Origin of the sequence: Aestuariispira ectoiniformans, assembly GCF_025136295.1 — a bacterium.
Lineage (GTDB): Bacteria > Pseudomonadota > Alphaproteobacteria > UBA8366 > Aestuariispiraceae > Aestuariispira_A > Aestuariispira_A ectoiniformans.
Window position 1 is genome coordinate 3,535,401 of sequence record NZ_CP062788.1, and the last position, 16,476, is coordinate 3,551,876.

Sequence of the window (16,476 nt, forward strand, 5' to 3'; positions counted from 1 at the left end):
GCCGGAGGTCCGGGGTCAGTCGTCAGTTTCCTCGGCGACTTCCCCCTGGCGCAGCAGGAATTCACGGCCAACCTTGACCCGCGCTTCCCCATCATATTCCACGATATCCGCCGTGGCATAGGTCTCCGACCATTTTTCCGGCAGGTAACTTCCGGTGCCAACGACATCAATCGGTGCATCGGCCAGCGACATGACGCGGCATTTCTCCGGACCGAAACCGCTGGAGGCAACAATCCGCACCTTGTCGAAACCGGCAGCATCCAAGGATTCGCGCAGCTTCCAGAGCGCGGCCGCCGACACGCCCGGACCGATCAGGTGACGCAGTTCGCTTTCGGTGCGATAGCCACGGATGGCCTGCGGCACGTGACGCTCCAGCACGGCATAGCTTTCCGCCGGATCCAGCCCCTCGCAGAAGCGCCCGCCCAGGGTGTCCAGGCGAATCGCCAGTTTGCCCTGTCGTGCCACGTCCGGGAAACGGTTGGCAACCGCAAGGGCATCGGTGATTTCCTTGCCAAAATAATCCACCAGGACCGTCATCGGTTCGTCCTGGAATGTCTCGTGATACATTTCCGCTGCCCGGAGCGTCGATCCGGCGTAACCGATCAACGCATGGGGCATGGTTCCAAACCCTTTGGGCTGGTTGAAATAATGGGCCGTGGCATCGGTGGCGTTGCCGATAAAGCCGATGGCATTTGCCTTGCGGTTGGCGCGGTCCGACCCGACGGAGGCCGCATAGGCCATCAGTTCGGCCATTTCCATGCCTGCGCAATGGCGGGCATCCATGGCGAGGAAGGCCGCCTTGGGCAATTCCGTACACATGGTAAAGGCGTTGTAGGCGGCGACGCAGGCCGGGCCCAGACGCTGCAGGAACAGGGTTTCAAGTTCCACCAGATTGTAGAAAGAGCCCGAGATATACATCAGCGCCTCACCGGCGCCGACCCAGCGGCCTTCGGCATAACGCAGGTCTACCTTCACCTCGAAATCCCGGTCTTTGGCGACACGTTTCAGCCACTCCAGCGCAAGCCGTGGGGCCGAGACGACCGGACGCCGCATGAAGACGGCGTAAGTCACCTTCGCGTCTCCGAATTTGCCAATCACATCCCTGGTGCGTTTGAAATAGGCGTCCGTCCAAGTCGGGATCGTATCCGTCATGGGCCCCATTCTCCCCCTGCGTTGAAAATGCGGCTGCGACGTCACCGCCGCAGCCGTATACCAAAAATGGAGTTTTTGTTTAGCCTGTTAGGACGCTTCTGCCAATGCAGAGGTTTGCTCGCCCCGCGCTTCTTTCAATTCTTCCGCAATCAGGAAGGCAAGTTCCAAAGCCTGTTTGCCGTTCAGACGCGGATCACAATGGGTGTGATAGCGTTCCGACAGGCCGTCTTCCGTGATCGCCTGCGCGCCGCCCAGGCATTCGGTAACATCGCTGCCGGTCATCTCGAAATGCACACCGCCGCCATGCGTTCCTTCTGCGTTATGCACCTCGAAGAATTTGCGCACTTCGGTCAGGATGCGGTCGAACGGGCGGGTCTTGTAACCCGAATCGGCCTTGATCGTATTGCCATGCATCGGGTCACAGGACCAGACGACATTGCGGCCTTCTTCCTTCACCTTGCGGACCAGCTTCGGCAGGTATTGTTCCACCTTGTCGTGGCCCATCCGCGCGATCAGGGTCAGACGCCCTGCTTCGTTTTCCGGATTCAGGATGTCGATCAGGCGGATCAGTTCATCCGGGTCCATGGTCGGGCCGCATTTCATGCCGATCGGATTATCGACACCCTTCATGAATTCCACATGGGCGCTTTCCGGCTGACGGGTCCGGTCCCCGATCCACAGCATATGTGCGGAACAGTCATACCATTTCCCGTTGATGCTGTCCTGACGGGTGAGCGCTTCTTCATACCACAGCAACAGTGCCTCGTGAGAGGTATAGAAATCGGTTTCACGCAGTTGCGGGACGTTGTCGGAGGTAATACCGCAGGCCGCCATGAAGTTCAGCGTCTCGTCCAGGCGCTGTACCATAGCCTGATATTTTTCACCCTGCTGGCTGTCATTGACGAAATCCAGGTTCCAGCGATGCAGCTTGTGCAGGTCAGCAAAACCGCCCTGCGCGAATGCGCGTAACAGGTTCAGCGTCGCGGACGCCTGATTGTAGGCGCGCACCATCCGGTTCGGGTCCGGCACACGGGAAGCTTCGGTGAAATCAATCCCGTTGATGATATCACCGCGATAGCTGGGCAGCTCCACGCCGTTGATCACCTCATTGGGGGCAGAACGCGGTTTGGCGAACTGACCGGCCATACGGCCAACCTTGACCACCGGAGAGGAAGCCCCAAAGGTCAGGACAACAGCCATCTGCAGGATGACCTTGAAGGTGTCGCGGATATTGTTGGCGTGGAATTCGGCAAAGCTTTCGGCGCAATCGCCGCCCTGCAGCAAGAAAGCCTTGCCTTCCGCAACCTCACCCAGTTCCCGTTTCAACCGGCGCGCTTCACCTGCAAAAACCAAAGGTGGATACGAACGCAGAGACTCTTCAACGGATTCCAGCACGGACAGGTCCGGATATTCCGGAACCTGGCTGATTTCCTTGTCTCTCCAGCTCGTCGGAGTCCAGGTATTGGACATGGTTCTTCTCCACCAATAAAAATCGTCTCAGTCGCTCAAATCCTCGCAATGCGCCCTTCAGGGATTTATTGCGAAGAATTAAGATTTCTAGCGGTCTTTCCTCCGCATTGCCAGACTTTATCAATCCGATTCGCGGATTTTTCCCGCAATAAAGTTACAAGTTCAACTTGATACAGGTTCACGCATTGTGACGAATTCCTCCGCACTGGTCGGATGAATACCGATCGTAGCGTCGAAATCAGCCTTGGTCGCACCTGCCTTGATGGCAATTCCCATGCCCTGAGTGATCTCACCAGCATCCGGACCGACCATATGCAGGCCAACCACTCGGTCGCTGGCCTTGTCCACGATGAGTTTCATCAAGGTGCGTTCGTCGCTGCCGCTCAGGGTGTGTTTCATCGGGCGGAATTCGGACTTGTAGATTACGACCTCGCCGTATTTCTTCCGCGCCTCTTCCTCCGTCAGGCCGACGGTCCCTATGTTGGGCTGGCTGAAGACGGCGGTCGGAATGTCGCTGTAATCCATCTTGCGGCCTTCACCGCCGTAGAGATTGTGCACCAGAATCATCGCCTCTGCGATCGCCACCGGCGTCAGTTGAATGCGGTCCGTGACATCACCCAGCGCATAGATGCTGGGTACGGAGGTCTGGAAATCATCGTTGATGACAACCGCGCCGTTTCCGCGCATTTCCACACCGGCCTGCTCCAGACCGAGACCATCCACTTTCGGCGCACGGCCTGTCGCATACATAATGACATCTGCCTCCAGGGTGGAGCCATCCTCCAGCGTCGCCAAAAGGCCGCTATCGGTCTTCTCCACCGACGCGATATTGCTGTCAAAGCGCAGGTCGATTTCCTTCTTGCGCATTTCGCCTGCCAGAAACTCCCGGACGTCCTGGTCGAAGCCACGCAGGAAAAGCGGCCCGCGGTAAAGCTGTGTCACCTGGGAGCCCAAACCATTGAAAATCCCGGCGAATTCCACCGCAATATAGCCGCCACCGACCACAATCACCCGCTTGGGCAGGTCAGCCAGATAGAAGGCCTCGTTGGAGGTAATGACATGTTCCTTGCCCGGAATATCAGGCACCATCGGCCAACCGCCGACGGCTACCAGGATTTTCTCCGCGCTATACCGCTTGCCGGCAACCTCTACCGTGTGGGCATCGACCACGGTGGCACGCCCTTCAACCAGATCGACCCCTGCATTGGAAAGGAGGTTTTCGTAAATCCCGTTAAGACGGCTGATTTCCTTGTCCTTGTTGGCAATCAGGGTCTTCCAGTCAAAGCTGCTGTCACCAACTGTCCAGCCAAATCCGCGCGCCTCATGGAAGTCTTCGGAATAATGGGAGGCATAAACCATCAGTTTCTTCGGCACGCATCCCACGTTCACACAGGTGCCGCCCAGATGCAGATCTTCCGCCACCGCAACCCTTTTGCCGAACTTGCTGGCTGCCATGCGACTGGCCCGGACGCCGCCGGACCCGGCGCCGATGACGAAAAGATCATAATCAAAACTGCTCATGCGCACCTCAAACCGGTATAATTAATCTCTAATACAACAGGGAGTTCCTGTTGACGCCGCTAACCAAATAAGCTTCCGTGGCCTAACCTACAAGACCAACGTGCATGAACAAGAAAGTGAAGATGGGTAATTCTCCGTACACAACGCTTCGCATTTGCGTGAACTACCGTGCGAATGAACAGCTTCCCTCCTGTGCTGCCCGTGGCAGCCGTGAACTGTTGGAAGCCTTGGAGCGAGGCATCGAAGAACGCGGGATTCCGCTAAAGGTCGACACGGTCCATTGCATGGGGAAATGCCATCTTGGACCAACCATGCGGCTGTTGCCGCGCGGCCCCTATATCATGGGGGCATCGGTGGATGACGTTATGGAGATTCTGGATTTGTTGGCGAAGCAGGATTATGACACCCTGGCGAAACGGTTCCCCTTGCCCGCCGAAGAGGACGCAAGATGATCCGCAAGGCAGCCATCCTGTTTTGTCTGCTCGTCTCGATTGCCGGAACTGCAGGTGCCCAGAACGAACAAAAGAAGTTCTTCCCCATCTTCGGGTCCAGCAAATTATTGCGGATGGAAGACGACCGCTATCCCTTGTTCCGGCGCGGCGGCACGCGTGTCGAATTCTTCGTGGATGGCAATCAGCTACGAAGTATCCTGTCCAGCAACCTGTCCACGGCCTGCGCCCTGGGGCGTTTCAACCAGAAAAAGAACAAACGCTATTATATCTGGGTCACCTTGCCGGGCGGGGAACGAAAGAAGTTCGGTTATGCCAACTGGCGGGGGTTCAACCTGCGTGATCCGGATCACCGCGTCGGTCGCGACCAGGTCTATCTTTTCGATATGGACCGGACGTCCGAATGCCGCGTTTATGCGGTCGTGACCCGGCGCTGATCACGCCGGGCCTTGCCTGAGAGGTCTTACATGCCTTTGGAAGGATCGGCATTCGGGATAAACAGCTCTTCGCCGTTGATCTTGAATGCGCCGATGACTTTCTGGCCTTCGTCTGAAATCAGCCAGTCAATGAAGGCCTGACCTTCGGCCACTTTCACATGGGGATATTTTTCCGGGTTAACCAGGGTCACGCCATACTGGTTGAACAGGCGTTTATCCCCTTCGACCAGGATATCCAGGTTCTGCCGGTTTTTGAAGCTGAGCCAGGTGCCGCGATCCGCCAGAACATAGGAATCGGACGCTGCCGCCATATTCAGGGTCGCCCCCATGCCGGACCCGGTTTCCTTATACCAGGAACCGGATGCATCCTTCACATTCACACCGGCGTCTTTCCAGAGAGACTTTTCCTTCTTATGGGTGCCGCTATCGTCACCGCGGGAGGCAAAGCTGGACTTGCTGTCTGCGACCTTGGCCAGGGCAGCAGCCACATCCTTCATACCGTTGATACCGGCGGGGTCCGACTTCGGACCGGCGATGATGAAGTCGTTATACATCAGGTCAAAGCGCTTTACGCCGAAGCCGTCCGCGACAAATTTTTCTTCCGACGGCTTGTGGTGGACCAGCAGAACATCCGCATCCCCCTTGCGTGCCAAACGGATCGCCGCGCCGGTGCCGACGGCAACCACACGCACTTCAATGCCGGTTTTCTCCTGGAATTTCGGCAGGAGATAATCGAACAGGCCGGAATTCTGGGTCGAGGTGGTCGATGCCACGGTGATGAATTTGTCAGCGGCCAGAGCCTGACCGGCTGCAAATATCCCGATGGCCGCAACAAAGCCCGCCACCTTGCGCATGAATGATTTCTTGAACACTGTCTGACTCCCGTCTCAATCAGTTTTGGTTGGTTAGCATCGTTCGGAGCCGCATTCCTCAGGGCGGCGCTGCCACCAGAGAAGCTCTCCCTTCAAAAACGCCTGTGCCAGGTCGTTTTCCGGCCCGGCAAAAAACTTCTCCGCCGCCGCCATTTCCTTTACCCGGCCACGGAACATGAACAAAACATCGTCCGCCAGTCGGCGCGCCTGCCCCAGATCATGGGTCGTCATGATAATCGTGGTGCCATTTGCCGCAATTTCCTGCAGCAATTCCTCAATGATATGACTGGCCGGCGGGTCCAGGCTGGCAGTCGGTTCGTCCAGAAACAGCACCTGAGGCCGCAACGCCCAGGCCCGCGCCAGAGAAAGACGCTGCTGCTCTCCCAGCGACAGCGCGCGCGCAGGCCGGTTCGCCACCTGCCGCAAGCCGGTTCTCTGCAGCACATCCTCAACACGGGCTGCACGCTCCGCCCGGGGCACGCCATGAACCGACAAGGCAAAGTCGATATTGGCAGACGCCGTCCGACGCAACATAACCGGTCGCTGAAAGACCATTGCCTGCTTGCGTTTGGCTTGGCGGGCATCGGGACCTTCCCAACGCACCTTGCCCTTGCTGGGCTTGATCAGGCCATGCGCAAGACGCAACAACAGGGTTTTCCCAGCCCCGTTGGGACCGATAATCAGGTAACGCCGCCCGGCCTCAAACCGGCAGGTGAAATCCTTAACGAAATCGCGCCTGCCGATTCGGTAGCAGACATTGTCAAAGGCCAGCGGCAGGATCGTATTCATTCCTGTCATGCGCCATACCGCCTTTCACCCATCTCCTTGACCAGATAGGCCGCCAGATTAACGGCCAGTGAGAGACAAATCAGCACCGCCCCCAGCCCGAGCGCCATGGGCAGGTCGCCCTTGCTGGACTCCAGGGCAATTGCCGTCGTCATCACACGGGTCACATGATCAATGTTACCACCGACAATCATCACCGCGCCAACTTCTGCGATGGCACGCCCGAACCCTGCCAGTTCCGCCGTCGTCAGGGAAAAACGGCCATCCCACAGCAAGGCTGCCAGCGTCTGCCAGGGATTGGCGCCGATGGATCGCAACTGTTCCTGATATTCACGCCACAATTCTTCCATCACCTGCCGGGTGAGCGAGGCAACGATCGGCACCACCAGCAGGACCTGGGCGATGACCATGGCCGTTGGTGAAAACAAAAGTCCGAACACGCCAAGCGGCCCGGAACGCGACAGCATGATATAGACGATCAGGCCGACGACAACCGGCGGCATCCCCATCAGGGCATTCAGGGTCACGATCAGGATACGCCGCCCCGGAAAGCGGGTCATGGCCAATATGGCGCCCAGAGGCAGCCCGATGACGGAAGCGGCCAATACGGCCGTCAGGCTGACCTGCAGGGACAGCCCGACAATTTCGATCAGATCGTGGTCTAAAGTCGTGATCAACCGTCCGGCTGTTTCAAAGGCCGCCCAGAATTCTTCCATTTCAGCCCCGGGAAATGCGTCTAAGATACTGACCGCATTATGATAGCGCCCGACGCTTTCCGCGCCAAGCCCGGCGACATCATTTGGTCACCGCGCGCCGCATCACCCGGCATGACATTCCAATATCAGTTCCACCTGCAGGTCCGGCCATGGGTTACGGATGTTGGTTGGCTCGCAGACCGGTGGCGGCAGAATCGACCGGTCCAAAACCGGCATTGCAGCGGACCAACGCCCGCCAAATTTACCGTTTAAGTCCGTCACGACCTCCCCCGGCATGATGGTCACGGGTCCACGCAACGGGTCTCCGCCGGACAGCTCAAGCCGTCTGCCGCTGGTATTGCGCACACCGACGATGCGCACAAATTCTGACGATGTCGGTCCCAGGCTATCGATATCATAATTTGCCCAGCCGGGTCCGCTTCCCGCGCAGGTAAATGGGAATGACAGCATCACATTGGTTTCAGGAACAGCCGTGACCAGAGTCGCGGTCTTGGTATCCGTAAGAAAGGCCCGCAGGGGGGGATGATAACCGCCCGACACATCAAAGGTAACCGTTTCCGTCGGTGACAATACCCGTTCTCCCACGACCTCGGCTTGCTCATTGTCAACCAGCACCATGTCATCCGGCGACATAGTGATCGTCAGGCTGAAATCCGCCAGACAGCCCTCGCTCGTCCGGCACTGTGATCCCGGCAGAGACTCGGGACAGCATGTGCCATCCAGGCAATATTGCCCAACCATACACATATCGGAACTGCTGCAGCTTTCACATGTGTCCAGCGACCGCGGCAAATCGGCCAGGTTCCAGGAAACCGTGACCTGATCGCCCGGACAAAACAGTGCAGGCTCAACGGACCAGTCCAGGTCCACGCCAAGTCCTGAACGGTCCAGTGTGCATCCCGATACTGCAAAGAACAGCATCAGGAAAACAGTCTTGAGCGCCCAGTGGTGTTTGTTTCGCCGAATTCCAAGCCCTATTTTCATTGCCTGCCCCCGCTCGGATGCATACCAAAAATTAAGTAGTATACTACCATAGATTGGGCTGGCAATTAAGGTCGTACTGGAATCAATATGGGATATTAAGAGGACTGCACCCGCTACCCGTGGACCACATTCATGATCAGCACGTCGTTTATCGTACCCTGCCCGACGATGCCGTTAACGGCGGAAAGCACGATTTGTTTGATCACCGGGTCGCTGACGGACTTTTCCTTATTCAGATGCTTCTTAAGTTCCGCATAAACGGATGCCATGATTTTCGGCATATAGGCAGAGATGCGCTCGGTCTTCGCCTGATCATCATATTCAAGCTGTGAGGAGATCATGACGGTATCATAACCGCAATTCTTGGTCTCATGCTGGACGGCAATCGCAGGCATTGGATAGAAAATGGGTGGTGTTTCTTCGGCCAGACCGGTGGACGTCATTCCACCGAGCAGCAGAACCGCCCATATAATCCGTTTTAAAGTGCCGTACATGCCGAAGTCCTCACAAATTTACTATCCACCGATTATACTTATCGGCTCTTAATCAAAATATTATTAATATCCACCACAGACTTGGCAGAGCCCGCGCACAGGAATATCCCGCGTCAATCTGTCTACTGCTTTTGCAATCCAGCTTCCGGCATCTTACCTGCGGCCTGATGGCGGACCGCCTGTATTATTAAATGCTGATTCGGACAACATCGATAAAAAACATGATAAATCTCGTAGAATATTCAGGGACGGAACCTGCGACAGACGACTGGTGCGAAGCCGTTTTCGATGGTGACATCGTCGTCTTCTCAGGATTTCCGGCCGTCGATGCCTTGATCGACCATGGGCGCAGACTTTGCTGTGACGCCTATGACAGCGACAGCCCAAACCGTCTGGAAGGGCTGAGCGACAAGGAAGGCTTCCTGACCGCGGCCGATCAGTTGGACGTAGCCTTCAACAAGGCCCCGGAAACAATTTCCCTGTTCAACACATTCTTCCGCGCGACGGGGCTATCCCCGGAAGACCTTTACTATGACCGGTGGCGGCTGCGAACAAACCCGTCCCATAAAATATTCCTGAGCGACAAGACCCGCCACGTCCCGCCTCACCGGGACAACTGGGGGTCCCACATACACTGTCAGCTAAACTGGTGGGGTCCATTATTTGAGATTGAGCCCCAGCAGGCCCTCCTCTTCTACCCGGACTATTGGAATGCCCCGATTGCCAATGACAGTGAGGTCTGGAGCCTCGACGCCCTTAAGGAACATCGCAGCCAGGGCAAAGACTATCCGACCCTGCCAACAGTAACGGCCCCCTTGCCTGTCGGGTCCGCGCAGCCGCTGATGCTGAAACCGGGGCAAATTGCCTGTTTTTCCGGTGCGCATCTGCACGGCAGCGCCACCAACCGGTCGGGCCGATGCCGGTTCAATATCGAGACGCGCACAGTCTGTCCCGGCGATATTGCCCGGGAACGCCTTGCCCCAAATGTGGACGGCCCCCACGACAAACCGCCGGCCAATCATTGGTTCCGCCACTGCCTGAACGGCGACAAGCTGTCCTCCCGGCAAATTTGACCGGCCATAGAAAAACGCCCCGTTAAAACGAGGCGTTTCATGAAGTTTTACGGTCGGTAGGAGGTAAGTCTGCCGTTAGGCCGCAGCGGCAAAAGCCTGATTCATCGGCGGCACATAATTCGGGATGGAACCAACCCGCATACGCAGGATCTGGTCACACATGTTCAGGTTCAACTGAACAATCTTGCCGGCAAGCTCTACATCAAGTTCTGCATGCATGGCAGAACGTGCACGCATCATATATTGGGAAATCGATTCCAGGGTCGTCGTCGTCTGCTCGGACACCTCATTATCAAAGGTCTGCGGCAGGTAGTTCTTGAAGAACATCCAGACGTACGCATTCGCGTCCATCAGCGCGCTCCAGTCATCGGCGGAAATGCCGTTCAGACGAGCCGCTTCGAAACGCTCCGCCAGTTCGAGGAATGGCAGCGCCATTTCATCGATGATTTCTTCACGATTCTCTTCGGTGACTTTGGTCAGTTGCAGTTCGAATTCTTTCGTAGCCATTTTGCCATTCTCCCGGAACGATTTTCCAAAGGAACTCACTCGCGCCGGTTTCACCGGCCATTCGACGAAACACCAAGCGATTTTCGTGCCAACTGTGACGCCAAGATATTTATTTGTTTTATTATATGCACTTAAGAATATTTCACCGTTTTGATCCCGGCTAAATAAAGAACCTGAAATGCAACTGGGAGAGCAATCCTGCACCCTCCAGCCGCCTTTGCCGGGCATAATTTTCCGTGCCGAGTCAGGAAATATGTGGAAACGGCAGCAATAACTTGCCACTATACGAACAGTGGACTGACGGAAGCGGTAAGCATTTCGCCGTCAAGCGAAAATAAGTTGATTGCTTTCTTTCTGTTCACTTGACTCAACGGAACCGTAAGGGCACTAATTTTCTTACTCCGTTGGGGAGTTTTATAGAAGAACTGCACAAAGCAGTCGTCTGGGATGATATCTTGAGGGAGAAGGACTCCCAGTATGAATGAGCGGCTGAACCGTGCAGTAACGGACAACAACCGAAGCATTAGGGGTAATATACAAATGAAATTTAAAACGCTTTTGGCTGCTGGTGCAGCTATTGCGATGGGGAGCACCATGGCAAGCGCATCCACCCTGGATGACGTGAAGGCTGCCGGTCAGATCAAATGCGGCGTGAGCCAGGGTCTGCCGGGCTTCTCCAACCCGGATGACCAGGGTAACTGGACCGGTATCGACGTTGACGTCTGCCGTGCAGTATCCGCCGCTATCTTCGGCGATCCGGACAAAGTCGAATACAAGCCGCTGTCGGCCAAGACCCGTTTCACCGCACTGCAGTCCGGTGAAATCGACGTCCTGTCCCGTAACACGACCTGGACGGCAACCCGCGACAACAGCCTGGGTCTCGACTTCACGGGCGTGACCTACTACGACGGTCAGGGCTTCATGGTCCGCAAAGACCTTGGTGTGAAGAGCGCGACGGAACTGTCCGGCGCCGCAGTCTGCACCAACACCGGCACCACCACCGAGTTGAACGTTGCCGACTATTTCCGTGCCCATGGCATGGATTACACGGTCGTTGCGTTTGAAAAAGCCGACGAAGTGGTTGCCGCTTATGACTCCGGTCGTTGCGACGTATACACCACCGACCGTTCCGGTCTGGCTGCACAACGCGTCAAGCTGAGCGAGCCGGATGCCCACGTCGTTCTGCCGGAAATCATTTCCAAGGAACCGCTGGGTCCGGTGGTCCGTGAAGGCGACAACAACTGGGGCGACATCGTTCGCTGGTCCCTGAACGCAATGATTGACGCTGAAGAACTCGGCGTGACCTCTGAAAACGTCGACCAGATGAAGGGCTCCGACAACCCGGGCATCAAGCGCCTGCTCGGTACCGAAGGTGACTTGGGTGGTCAGTTGGGCCTGAGCAGCGACTGGGCTTACAACATCATCAAAAAGGTCGGTAACTACAGCGAAATCTACGAACGCAACGTTGGCCCGAACACCCCGCTGAAGCTGGAACGCGGTGTCAACGCTCTGTGGACCAAAGGCGGCATCCTCTACGCTCCGCCGCTCCGCTAAGTAAGTACTTGTAATTAAAGGCGGCTCTTAACCGAGCCGCCTTTTCCATTCTTATTAGCCGTGCAAAAATAAGAAATTACGGGGGAAAAAGCACGGCTGCGGACCAAACCTGAGGTATAGTAGTATACTAATATGCGTCAGGGATAAGGGGGCATACAATAATGGCGCTCAAAGCGGAGGCCAATAAGGCCGCAGGTTCTGTTCTATATGACCCGCGCTACCGTTCCATATTTTATCAGGTGGCGGCACTCGCGCTTGTTGTCTGGGTCGGGTGGTTTCTGACCGACAACACGTTGACCAATATGGAACAACGCGGGATCCAATCCGGTTTTGACTTCCTCAATACCACCGCCGGATTTGGTATTATCCAATCACTCATACCCTACAGCGAAACTTCAACTTACGGGCGGGCCTTCCTGGTCAGCCTGATCAACACGATTCTGGTTGCTGGCGTTGGCGTTTTATTAGCCACGGTCATCGGTTTCGTCGTGGGTGTGGCGCGGCTGTCTCACAACTGGCTGATCTCCAAACTGGCGACGGTCTATATCGAGACATTCCGTAACATTCCTCTGCTTTTGCAGATTTTCTTCTGGTACCACGCGGTACTGAAACCCTTGCCGGCCCCGCGCGCCATTCTGGAACGCGGCGAAGTCGTCACTTTCAGCCTGAACAACCGCGGCCTCTATTTACCGAGGCCCGTTTTTGACACAGGCTTCGATATTATTCTGATTGCACTGGCCGTGGCCATCGCAGGGACAATTTTCCTGTCGAAATGGGCCAGTAAACGTCAGATGGCCACCGGGGCCCAGTTCCCGATCTTTCGGACGGGCCTGGCCATTATCGTCGGTCTGCCGCTGATTGCTTTCGGTCTGGTTGCCCTGGTCGAAGGTGGCTCGCCCATGCATTTCGACTATCCGGTCATGAGAGGCTTCCAGCTGTCCGGCGGTATGCCGATCATCCCGGAATTCATTGCACTGGTGCTGGCCCTGTCGGTCTACACTGCTGCATTCATTGCCGAAATCGTCCGTGCAGGGATTGAATCCGTCAGCCATGGTCAAACGGAAGCCGCTCATGCCCTGGGATTGCGTAATGGTCCGACCTTGCGTCTGATCATCATTCCGCAGGCCCTGCGCGTGATCATTCCGCCGCTGACCAGCCAGTATCTGAACCTGACGAAAAACAGCTCGCTTGCAACAGCAATCGCCTATCCTGACCTGGTATCGGTTTTCGCCGGTACGACCCTGAACCAGACGGGTCAGGCCCTTGAGATCATCATGATCACCATGGCGGTTTACCTGTCCTTGAGCCTGATGACGTCAACGTTCATGAACTGGTACAACGCAAAGATTGCATTGGTGGAGCGGTAAGTCATGACCAAAGCACAAGCATATGTAAAAACGGAGAAGACCCCGGATATGCCACCGCCCGCCAGCAGCATTGGCATTATCGGCTGGCTGCGGGAAAATCTGTTTTCTTCACCGATCAACACGGTCCTGACGATTCTGGCAGCCCTGTTTGTTGCCTGGGTCGCCCCACCGTTGTTCGACTGGCTGTTCTTCAGCGCCAACTGGTCTGGCGGGCCGGATGCCTGCCGCGCAGACCCCACGGTTGCCTGCTGGACCTTCGTCGATACCCGTATCAGCCAGTTCCTGTATGGGTTCTATCCGCATGAAATGCGCTGGCGCGTCGATATTCCCCTGCTGATTCTGGTAGCGGGCATCGCCGCCCTCGTCATCGATCGGGTTCCGGCCAAACGCTGGGTCGGGCTGTTCATGCTGATCGCCTATCCGATCCTGACCTGGATACTGCTATATGGTGGCTTCTTCGGCCTGGACGTCGTACCGACCAACCGTTGGGGCGGCTTCATGCTGACCCTTGTCATCGCACTCACCGGCATTGTGATTTCACTGCCGTTGGGGATTGTGTTGGCGCTTGGTCGGCGCTCTCACATGCCGTTCATCCGGCTGATCTGCGTCTTCTTCATCGAGTTCTGGCGCGGTGTGCCGCTGATCACAGTTCTGTTCATGTCCAGTGTGATGCTGCCATTGTTCCTGCCGGAAGGCGTCAGCTTCAACGAATTGCTGCGCGCCCTGATCGGTGTCGCCCTGTTCTCGTCGGCCTATATGGCAGAGGTTGTTCGTGGCGGTCTGCAGGCCATCTCAAAGGGCCAGTATGAAGGTGCGGATAGCCTGGGCCTGGCCTATTGGCAGAAAATGCGTCTGATCATTCTGCCACAGGCCCTGAAGATCGTGATCCCGGGTATCGTGAACACCTTCATCGGTCTGTTCAAGGATACCACGCTGGTCCTGATCATCGGCCTGCTGGACCTGCTGGGTGCGGTTCAGGCAGGTATTGCGGACCCGAACTGGAACGCAAAGAGCGTCGCTTACAGCGGCTATGTCTTTACCGCATTCGTTTTCTGGGTCTGCTGCTATAGCATGTCGCAATACAGCCGCAAGGTTGAACGGAAACTGCACACCGGACACAAGAGGTAATTGGGGATAGGAAATAATGGCTGATACAGCAGCACAAAACATGCAGATCTCGGACGAGATCGCCATCCAAATCACCAACATGCATAAATGGTATGGCGAATTCCACGTCCTGAAGGACATCAACCTGTCGGTTCACCGGGGTGAACGTATCGTTATCTGCGGTCCGTCCGGTTCCGGTAAATCCACGATGATCCGCTGCATCAACCGTCTGGAAGAACACCAGAAGGGCAGCATCAATGTGGACGGCATCGAGCTGACCAACGACCTGAAGAACATTGATGCGATCCGTCGCGAAGTGGGCATGTGCTTCCAGCACTTCAACCTCTTCCCGCATCTGACCATTCTGGAAAACTGCACCCTGGCTCCGATCTGGGTGCGCAAGGTGCCGAAGAAGGAAGCGGAAGAAGCCGCGATGCACTATCTGGAACGCGTGAAGATTCCGGAGCAGGCCAACAAATACCCGGGCCAGCTTTCCGGTGGTCAGCAGCAGCGTGTGGCAATTGCCCGCTCGCTCTGCATGAACCCGCGCATCATGCTCTTTGATGAGCCGACCTCCGCACTGGACCCGGAAATGATTTCCGAGGTTCTGGACGTGATGATCGACCTGGCGGAATCCGGTATGACGATGCTTTGCGTGACCCACGAGATGGGCTTTGCCCGCAAGGTCGCCAACCGCGTCATCTTTATGGATGGCGGTGAAATCATCGAACAGAATGAACCTGAAGAGTTCTTCAATAATCCGCAGTCCGAACGGACCCAGCTTTTCCTGAGCCAGATTCTGAACCACTGATCCGGCATTAATCAGGCTTTAAAGAAAGCGGAACTATCATGGGGCGGCCGGTTGGCTGCCCCATTTTCGTTTACCGGAAAAATAGAGGTAAAAGACACCAGCCGACGTTGACCGAAAATCGCAGCGGGCGTAAAAAAGAAAAAGAGAATCAAGGAAATAAACTGTGCCCTTGTCCCGTATCCCCGCCGTTGTCGCAATATTGCTTTTGCTGCTGAGCCAGACAAGTGCTTTTGCCGCCGACGGGAAGTTGACCTTCTTCCGCATCGGGTCCGGACCGACCAGTGAAACCCTCTACGCCCTGGCAGCCTCCATTTCCGCAGGTATCAGCCGCCCTCCCGGCAGTGCGCCCTGCAATCAGGGCGGGGTCTGCGGCGTGCCGGGACTGATCGCCGTCGCCCAATCGCGCAGTGGCTCCATTGAAAATATCTTTGCCATGATGAGTGGCGAACTTGATTCCGCCCTGGTCCGCGCGGATGTGGCGTTCCAGGCCTATCATGGGCGAGGCCCTTTTCGCTATGAGGGCGCACAGTCTGACCTGCGCGTCATTGCAAATCTGACGCCTGTCCAGCTTCACATCGCCGTCAGGCGGGATTCCGATATCAAGACCGTCCGCGACCTGCGCGGCAAGCGCCTGTCGGTCGGGGCCAGAGGCTCGGGCACGCGCAACTTTGCCCTGATTGTCCTGCGGATGCATGGCCTGGAGGCAACCGACCTGCATTTAAGCTATCTCAAGCCCGCACAGGCGTCAGACGCCCTCGTCGCCGACAAGCTGGACGCCGTCTTGATGCTTGGCGCCGCACCGATTGAGGCGGTCTCGGAACTGTCACGGCAGATACCGATCAGATTGCTGGACCTGACAGACTACCCGCGCCGCCAGTTGATCAGCCTCTATCCCTTCGTCGACACGACAACGATCCCGTCCGGCACCTATCCGGGCGTGGACACGGCCAATACGGTAAAGATGAATGTGCAATGGGTTGTCTGGCGCAGCGCAAAAGAGGCTCTCATTCGCGATATCACCCGCGCCTTATGGCTCAGCGACACACGTGAATTATTCATACGCAACAATCCGGAACATGACTTCCCGCCGCTAAGCGGCGGTGTTCCGCGCAGTGGTGTGCCGGTGCACCGGGGCGCAATGCTCTATTACCGTTCCGCCGGTGTCGCACGCTAGGG

At 56.5% G+C, this 16,476-nt stretch carries 17 protein-coding genes; 8 read left to right on the forward strand and 9 right to left on the reverse strand.

Annotated features, from left to right (window positions below; all coding sequences use genetic code 11):
- Nucleotides 1-15 precede the first annotated feature (15 nt).
- The 3 genes from IF205_RS16665 to gor form a co-directional block, all read right to left on the reverse strand.
- A complete protein-coding gene (locus tag IF205_RS16665) occupies nt 16-1,152 on the reverse strand; it encodes a nicotinate phosphoribosyltransferase (protein ID WP_375542655.1) in 1,137 nt (378 codons plus the stop codon).
- Nucleotides 1,153-1,239: 87 nt separating this feature from the next.
- A complete protein-coding gene (locus tag IF205_RS16670) occupies nt 1,240-2,622 on the reverse strand; it encodes a class II 3-deoxy-7-phosphoheptulonate synthase (protein ID WP_259780485.1) in 1,383 nt (460 codons plus the stop codon).
- A 162-nt stretch (nt 2,623-2,784) separates the two neighbouring features.
- A complete protein-coding gene (gene gor / locus IF205_RS16675) occupies nt 2,785-4,143 on the reverse strand; it encodes a glutathione-disulfide reductase (RefSeq protein ID WP_259780486.1) in 1,359 nt (452 codons plus the stop codon).
- A gap of 122 nt (nt 4,144-4,265) precedes the next feature.
- On the opposite strand from gor, the gene IF205_RS16680 reads away from it, so the two are divergent.
- Together IF205_RS16680 and IF205_RS16685 are read left to right on the forward strand one after the other, a co-directional pair.
- Nucleotides 4,266-4,595 carry a (2Fe-2S) ferredoxin domain-containing protein gene (locus IF205_RS16680; RefSeq protein WP_259780487.1) on the forward strand — a complete coding sequence of 110 codons (330 nt, stop codon included), beginning with the start codon at nt 4,266-4,268 and terminating at the stop codon, nt 4,593-4,595.
- Nucleotides 4,592-5,029 (forward strand): DUF8265 family protein, encoded by a 438-nt coding sequence (locus tag IF205_RS16685; RefSeq protein WP_259780488.1) that lies wholly within the window; start codon nt 4,592-4,594, stop codon nt 5,027-5,029. Before IF205_RS16680 ends, IF205_RS16685 begins: the two co-directional genes overlap by 4 nt.
- 26 nt (nt 5,030-5,055) lie before the next feature.
- Here the strand turns inward: IF205_RS16685 and IF205_RS16690 are convergent, their stop codons facing one another.
- The 5 genes from IF205_RS16690 to IF205_RS16710 all read right to left on the reverse strand — a co-directional run bounded on the left by IF205_RS16690 (nt 5,056) and on the right by IF205_RS16710 (nt 8,881).
- Nucleotides 5,056-5,901 carry an ABC transporter substrate-binding protein gene (locus tag IF205_RS16690; protein ID WP_375542656.1) on the reverse strand — a complete coding sequence of 282 codons (846 nt, stop codon included), beginning with the start codon at nt 5,899-5,901 and terminating at the stop codon, nt 5,056-5,058.
- 33 nt (nt 5,902-5,934) lie between these two features.
- Complete coding sequence (locus tag IF205_RS16695; RefSeq protein ID WP_259780489.1) at nt 5,935-6,699, reverse strand: ATP-binding cassette domain-containing protein; 765 nt, start codon at nt 6,697-6,699, stop codon at nt 5,935-5,937.
- On the reverse strand, nt 6,696-7,403 hold the full coding sequence (locus tag IF205_RS16700) for an ABC transporter permease (protein WP_259780490.1): 708 nt from the start codon (nt 7,401-7,403) through the stop codon (nt 6,696-6,698). The genes IF205_RS16695 and IF205_RS16700 overlap by 4 nt, the downstream gene beginning before the upstream one ends.
- Before the next feature lie 102 nt (nt 7,404-7,505).
- Nucleotides 7,506-8,387, reverse strand: coding sequence for a hypothetical protein (locus IF205_RS16705; RefSeq protein ID WP_259780491.1), 882 nt, complete (start codon nt 8,385-8,387; stop codon nt 7,506-7,508).
- A gap of 113 nt (nt 8,388-8,500) precedes the next feature.
- Nucleotides 8,501-8,881 carry a hypothetical protein gene (locus tag IF205_RS16710; RefSeq protein ID WP_259780492.1) on the reverse strand — a complete coding sequence of 127 codons (381 nt, stop codon included), beginning with the start codon at nt 8,879-8,881 and terminating at the stop codon, nt 8,501-8,503.
- Between the two features lie 221 nt (nt 8,882-9,102).
- Here IF205_RS16710 and IF205_RS16715 point away from each other — a divergent pair, with 221 nt between their 5' ends.
- Entirely contained in the window at nt 9,103-9,954 is an 852-nt protein-coding gene (locus IF205_RS16715) for a hypothetical protein (RefSeq protein ID WP_259780493.1), read from the forward strand.
- 75 nt (nt 9,955-10,029) lie between these two features.
- Here the strand turns inward: IF205_RS16715 and IF205_RS16720 are convergent, their stop codons facing one another.
- On the reverse strand, nt 10,030-10,461 hold the full coding sequence (locus IF205_RS16720) for a hypothetical protein (RefSeq protein ID WP_259780494.1): 432 nt from the start codon (nt 10,459-10,461) through the stop codon (nt 10,030-10,032).
- Nucleotides 10,462-11,001: 540 nt separating this feature from the next.
- Between IF205_RS16720 and IF205_RS16725 the strand changes: the two genes are divergently transcribed.
- From IF205_RS16725 to IF205_RS16745, 5 genes are all read left to right on the forward strand, one after another.
- On the forward strand, nt 11,002-12,015 hold the full coding sequence (locus tag IF205_RS16725; protein ID WP_259780495.1) for an amino acid ABC transporter substrate-binding protein: 1,014 nt from the start codon (nt 11,002-11,004) through the stop codon (nt 12,013-12,015).
- A 161-nt stretch (nt 12,016-12,176) separates the two neighbouring features.
- Complete coding sequence (locus tag IF205_RS16730) at nt 12,177-13,382, forward strand: amino acid ABC transporter permease (RefSeq protein WP_259780496.1); 1,206 nt, start codon at nt 12,177-12,179, stop codon at nt 13,380-13,382.
- A 3-nt stretch (nt 13,383-13,385) separates the two neighbouring features.
- Nucleotides 13,386-14,510, forward strand: coding sequence for an amino acid ABC transporter permease (locus IF205_RS16735; RefSeq protein ID WP_259780497.1), 1,125 nt, complete (start codon nt 13,386-13,388; stop codon nt 14,508-14,510).
- Between the two features lie 16 nt (nt 14,511-14,526).
- Nucleotides 14,527-15,300: an amino acid ABC transporter ATP-binding protein gene (locus tag IF205_RS16740; RefSeq protein WP_311195701.1), complete on the forward strand. Its 774-nt coding sequence runs from the start codon at nt 14,527-14,529 to the stop codon at nt 15,298-15,300.
- Nucleotides 15,301-15,463: 163 nt separating this feature from the next.
- A complete protein-coding gene (locus IF205_RS16745; protein ID WP_259780498.1) occupies nt 15,464-16,474 on the forward strand; it encodes a TAXI family TRAP transporter solute-binding subunit in 1,011 nt (336 codons plus the stop codon).
- Nucleotides 16,475-16,476 lie beyond the last annotated feature (2 nt).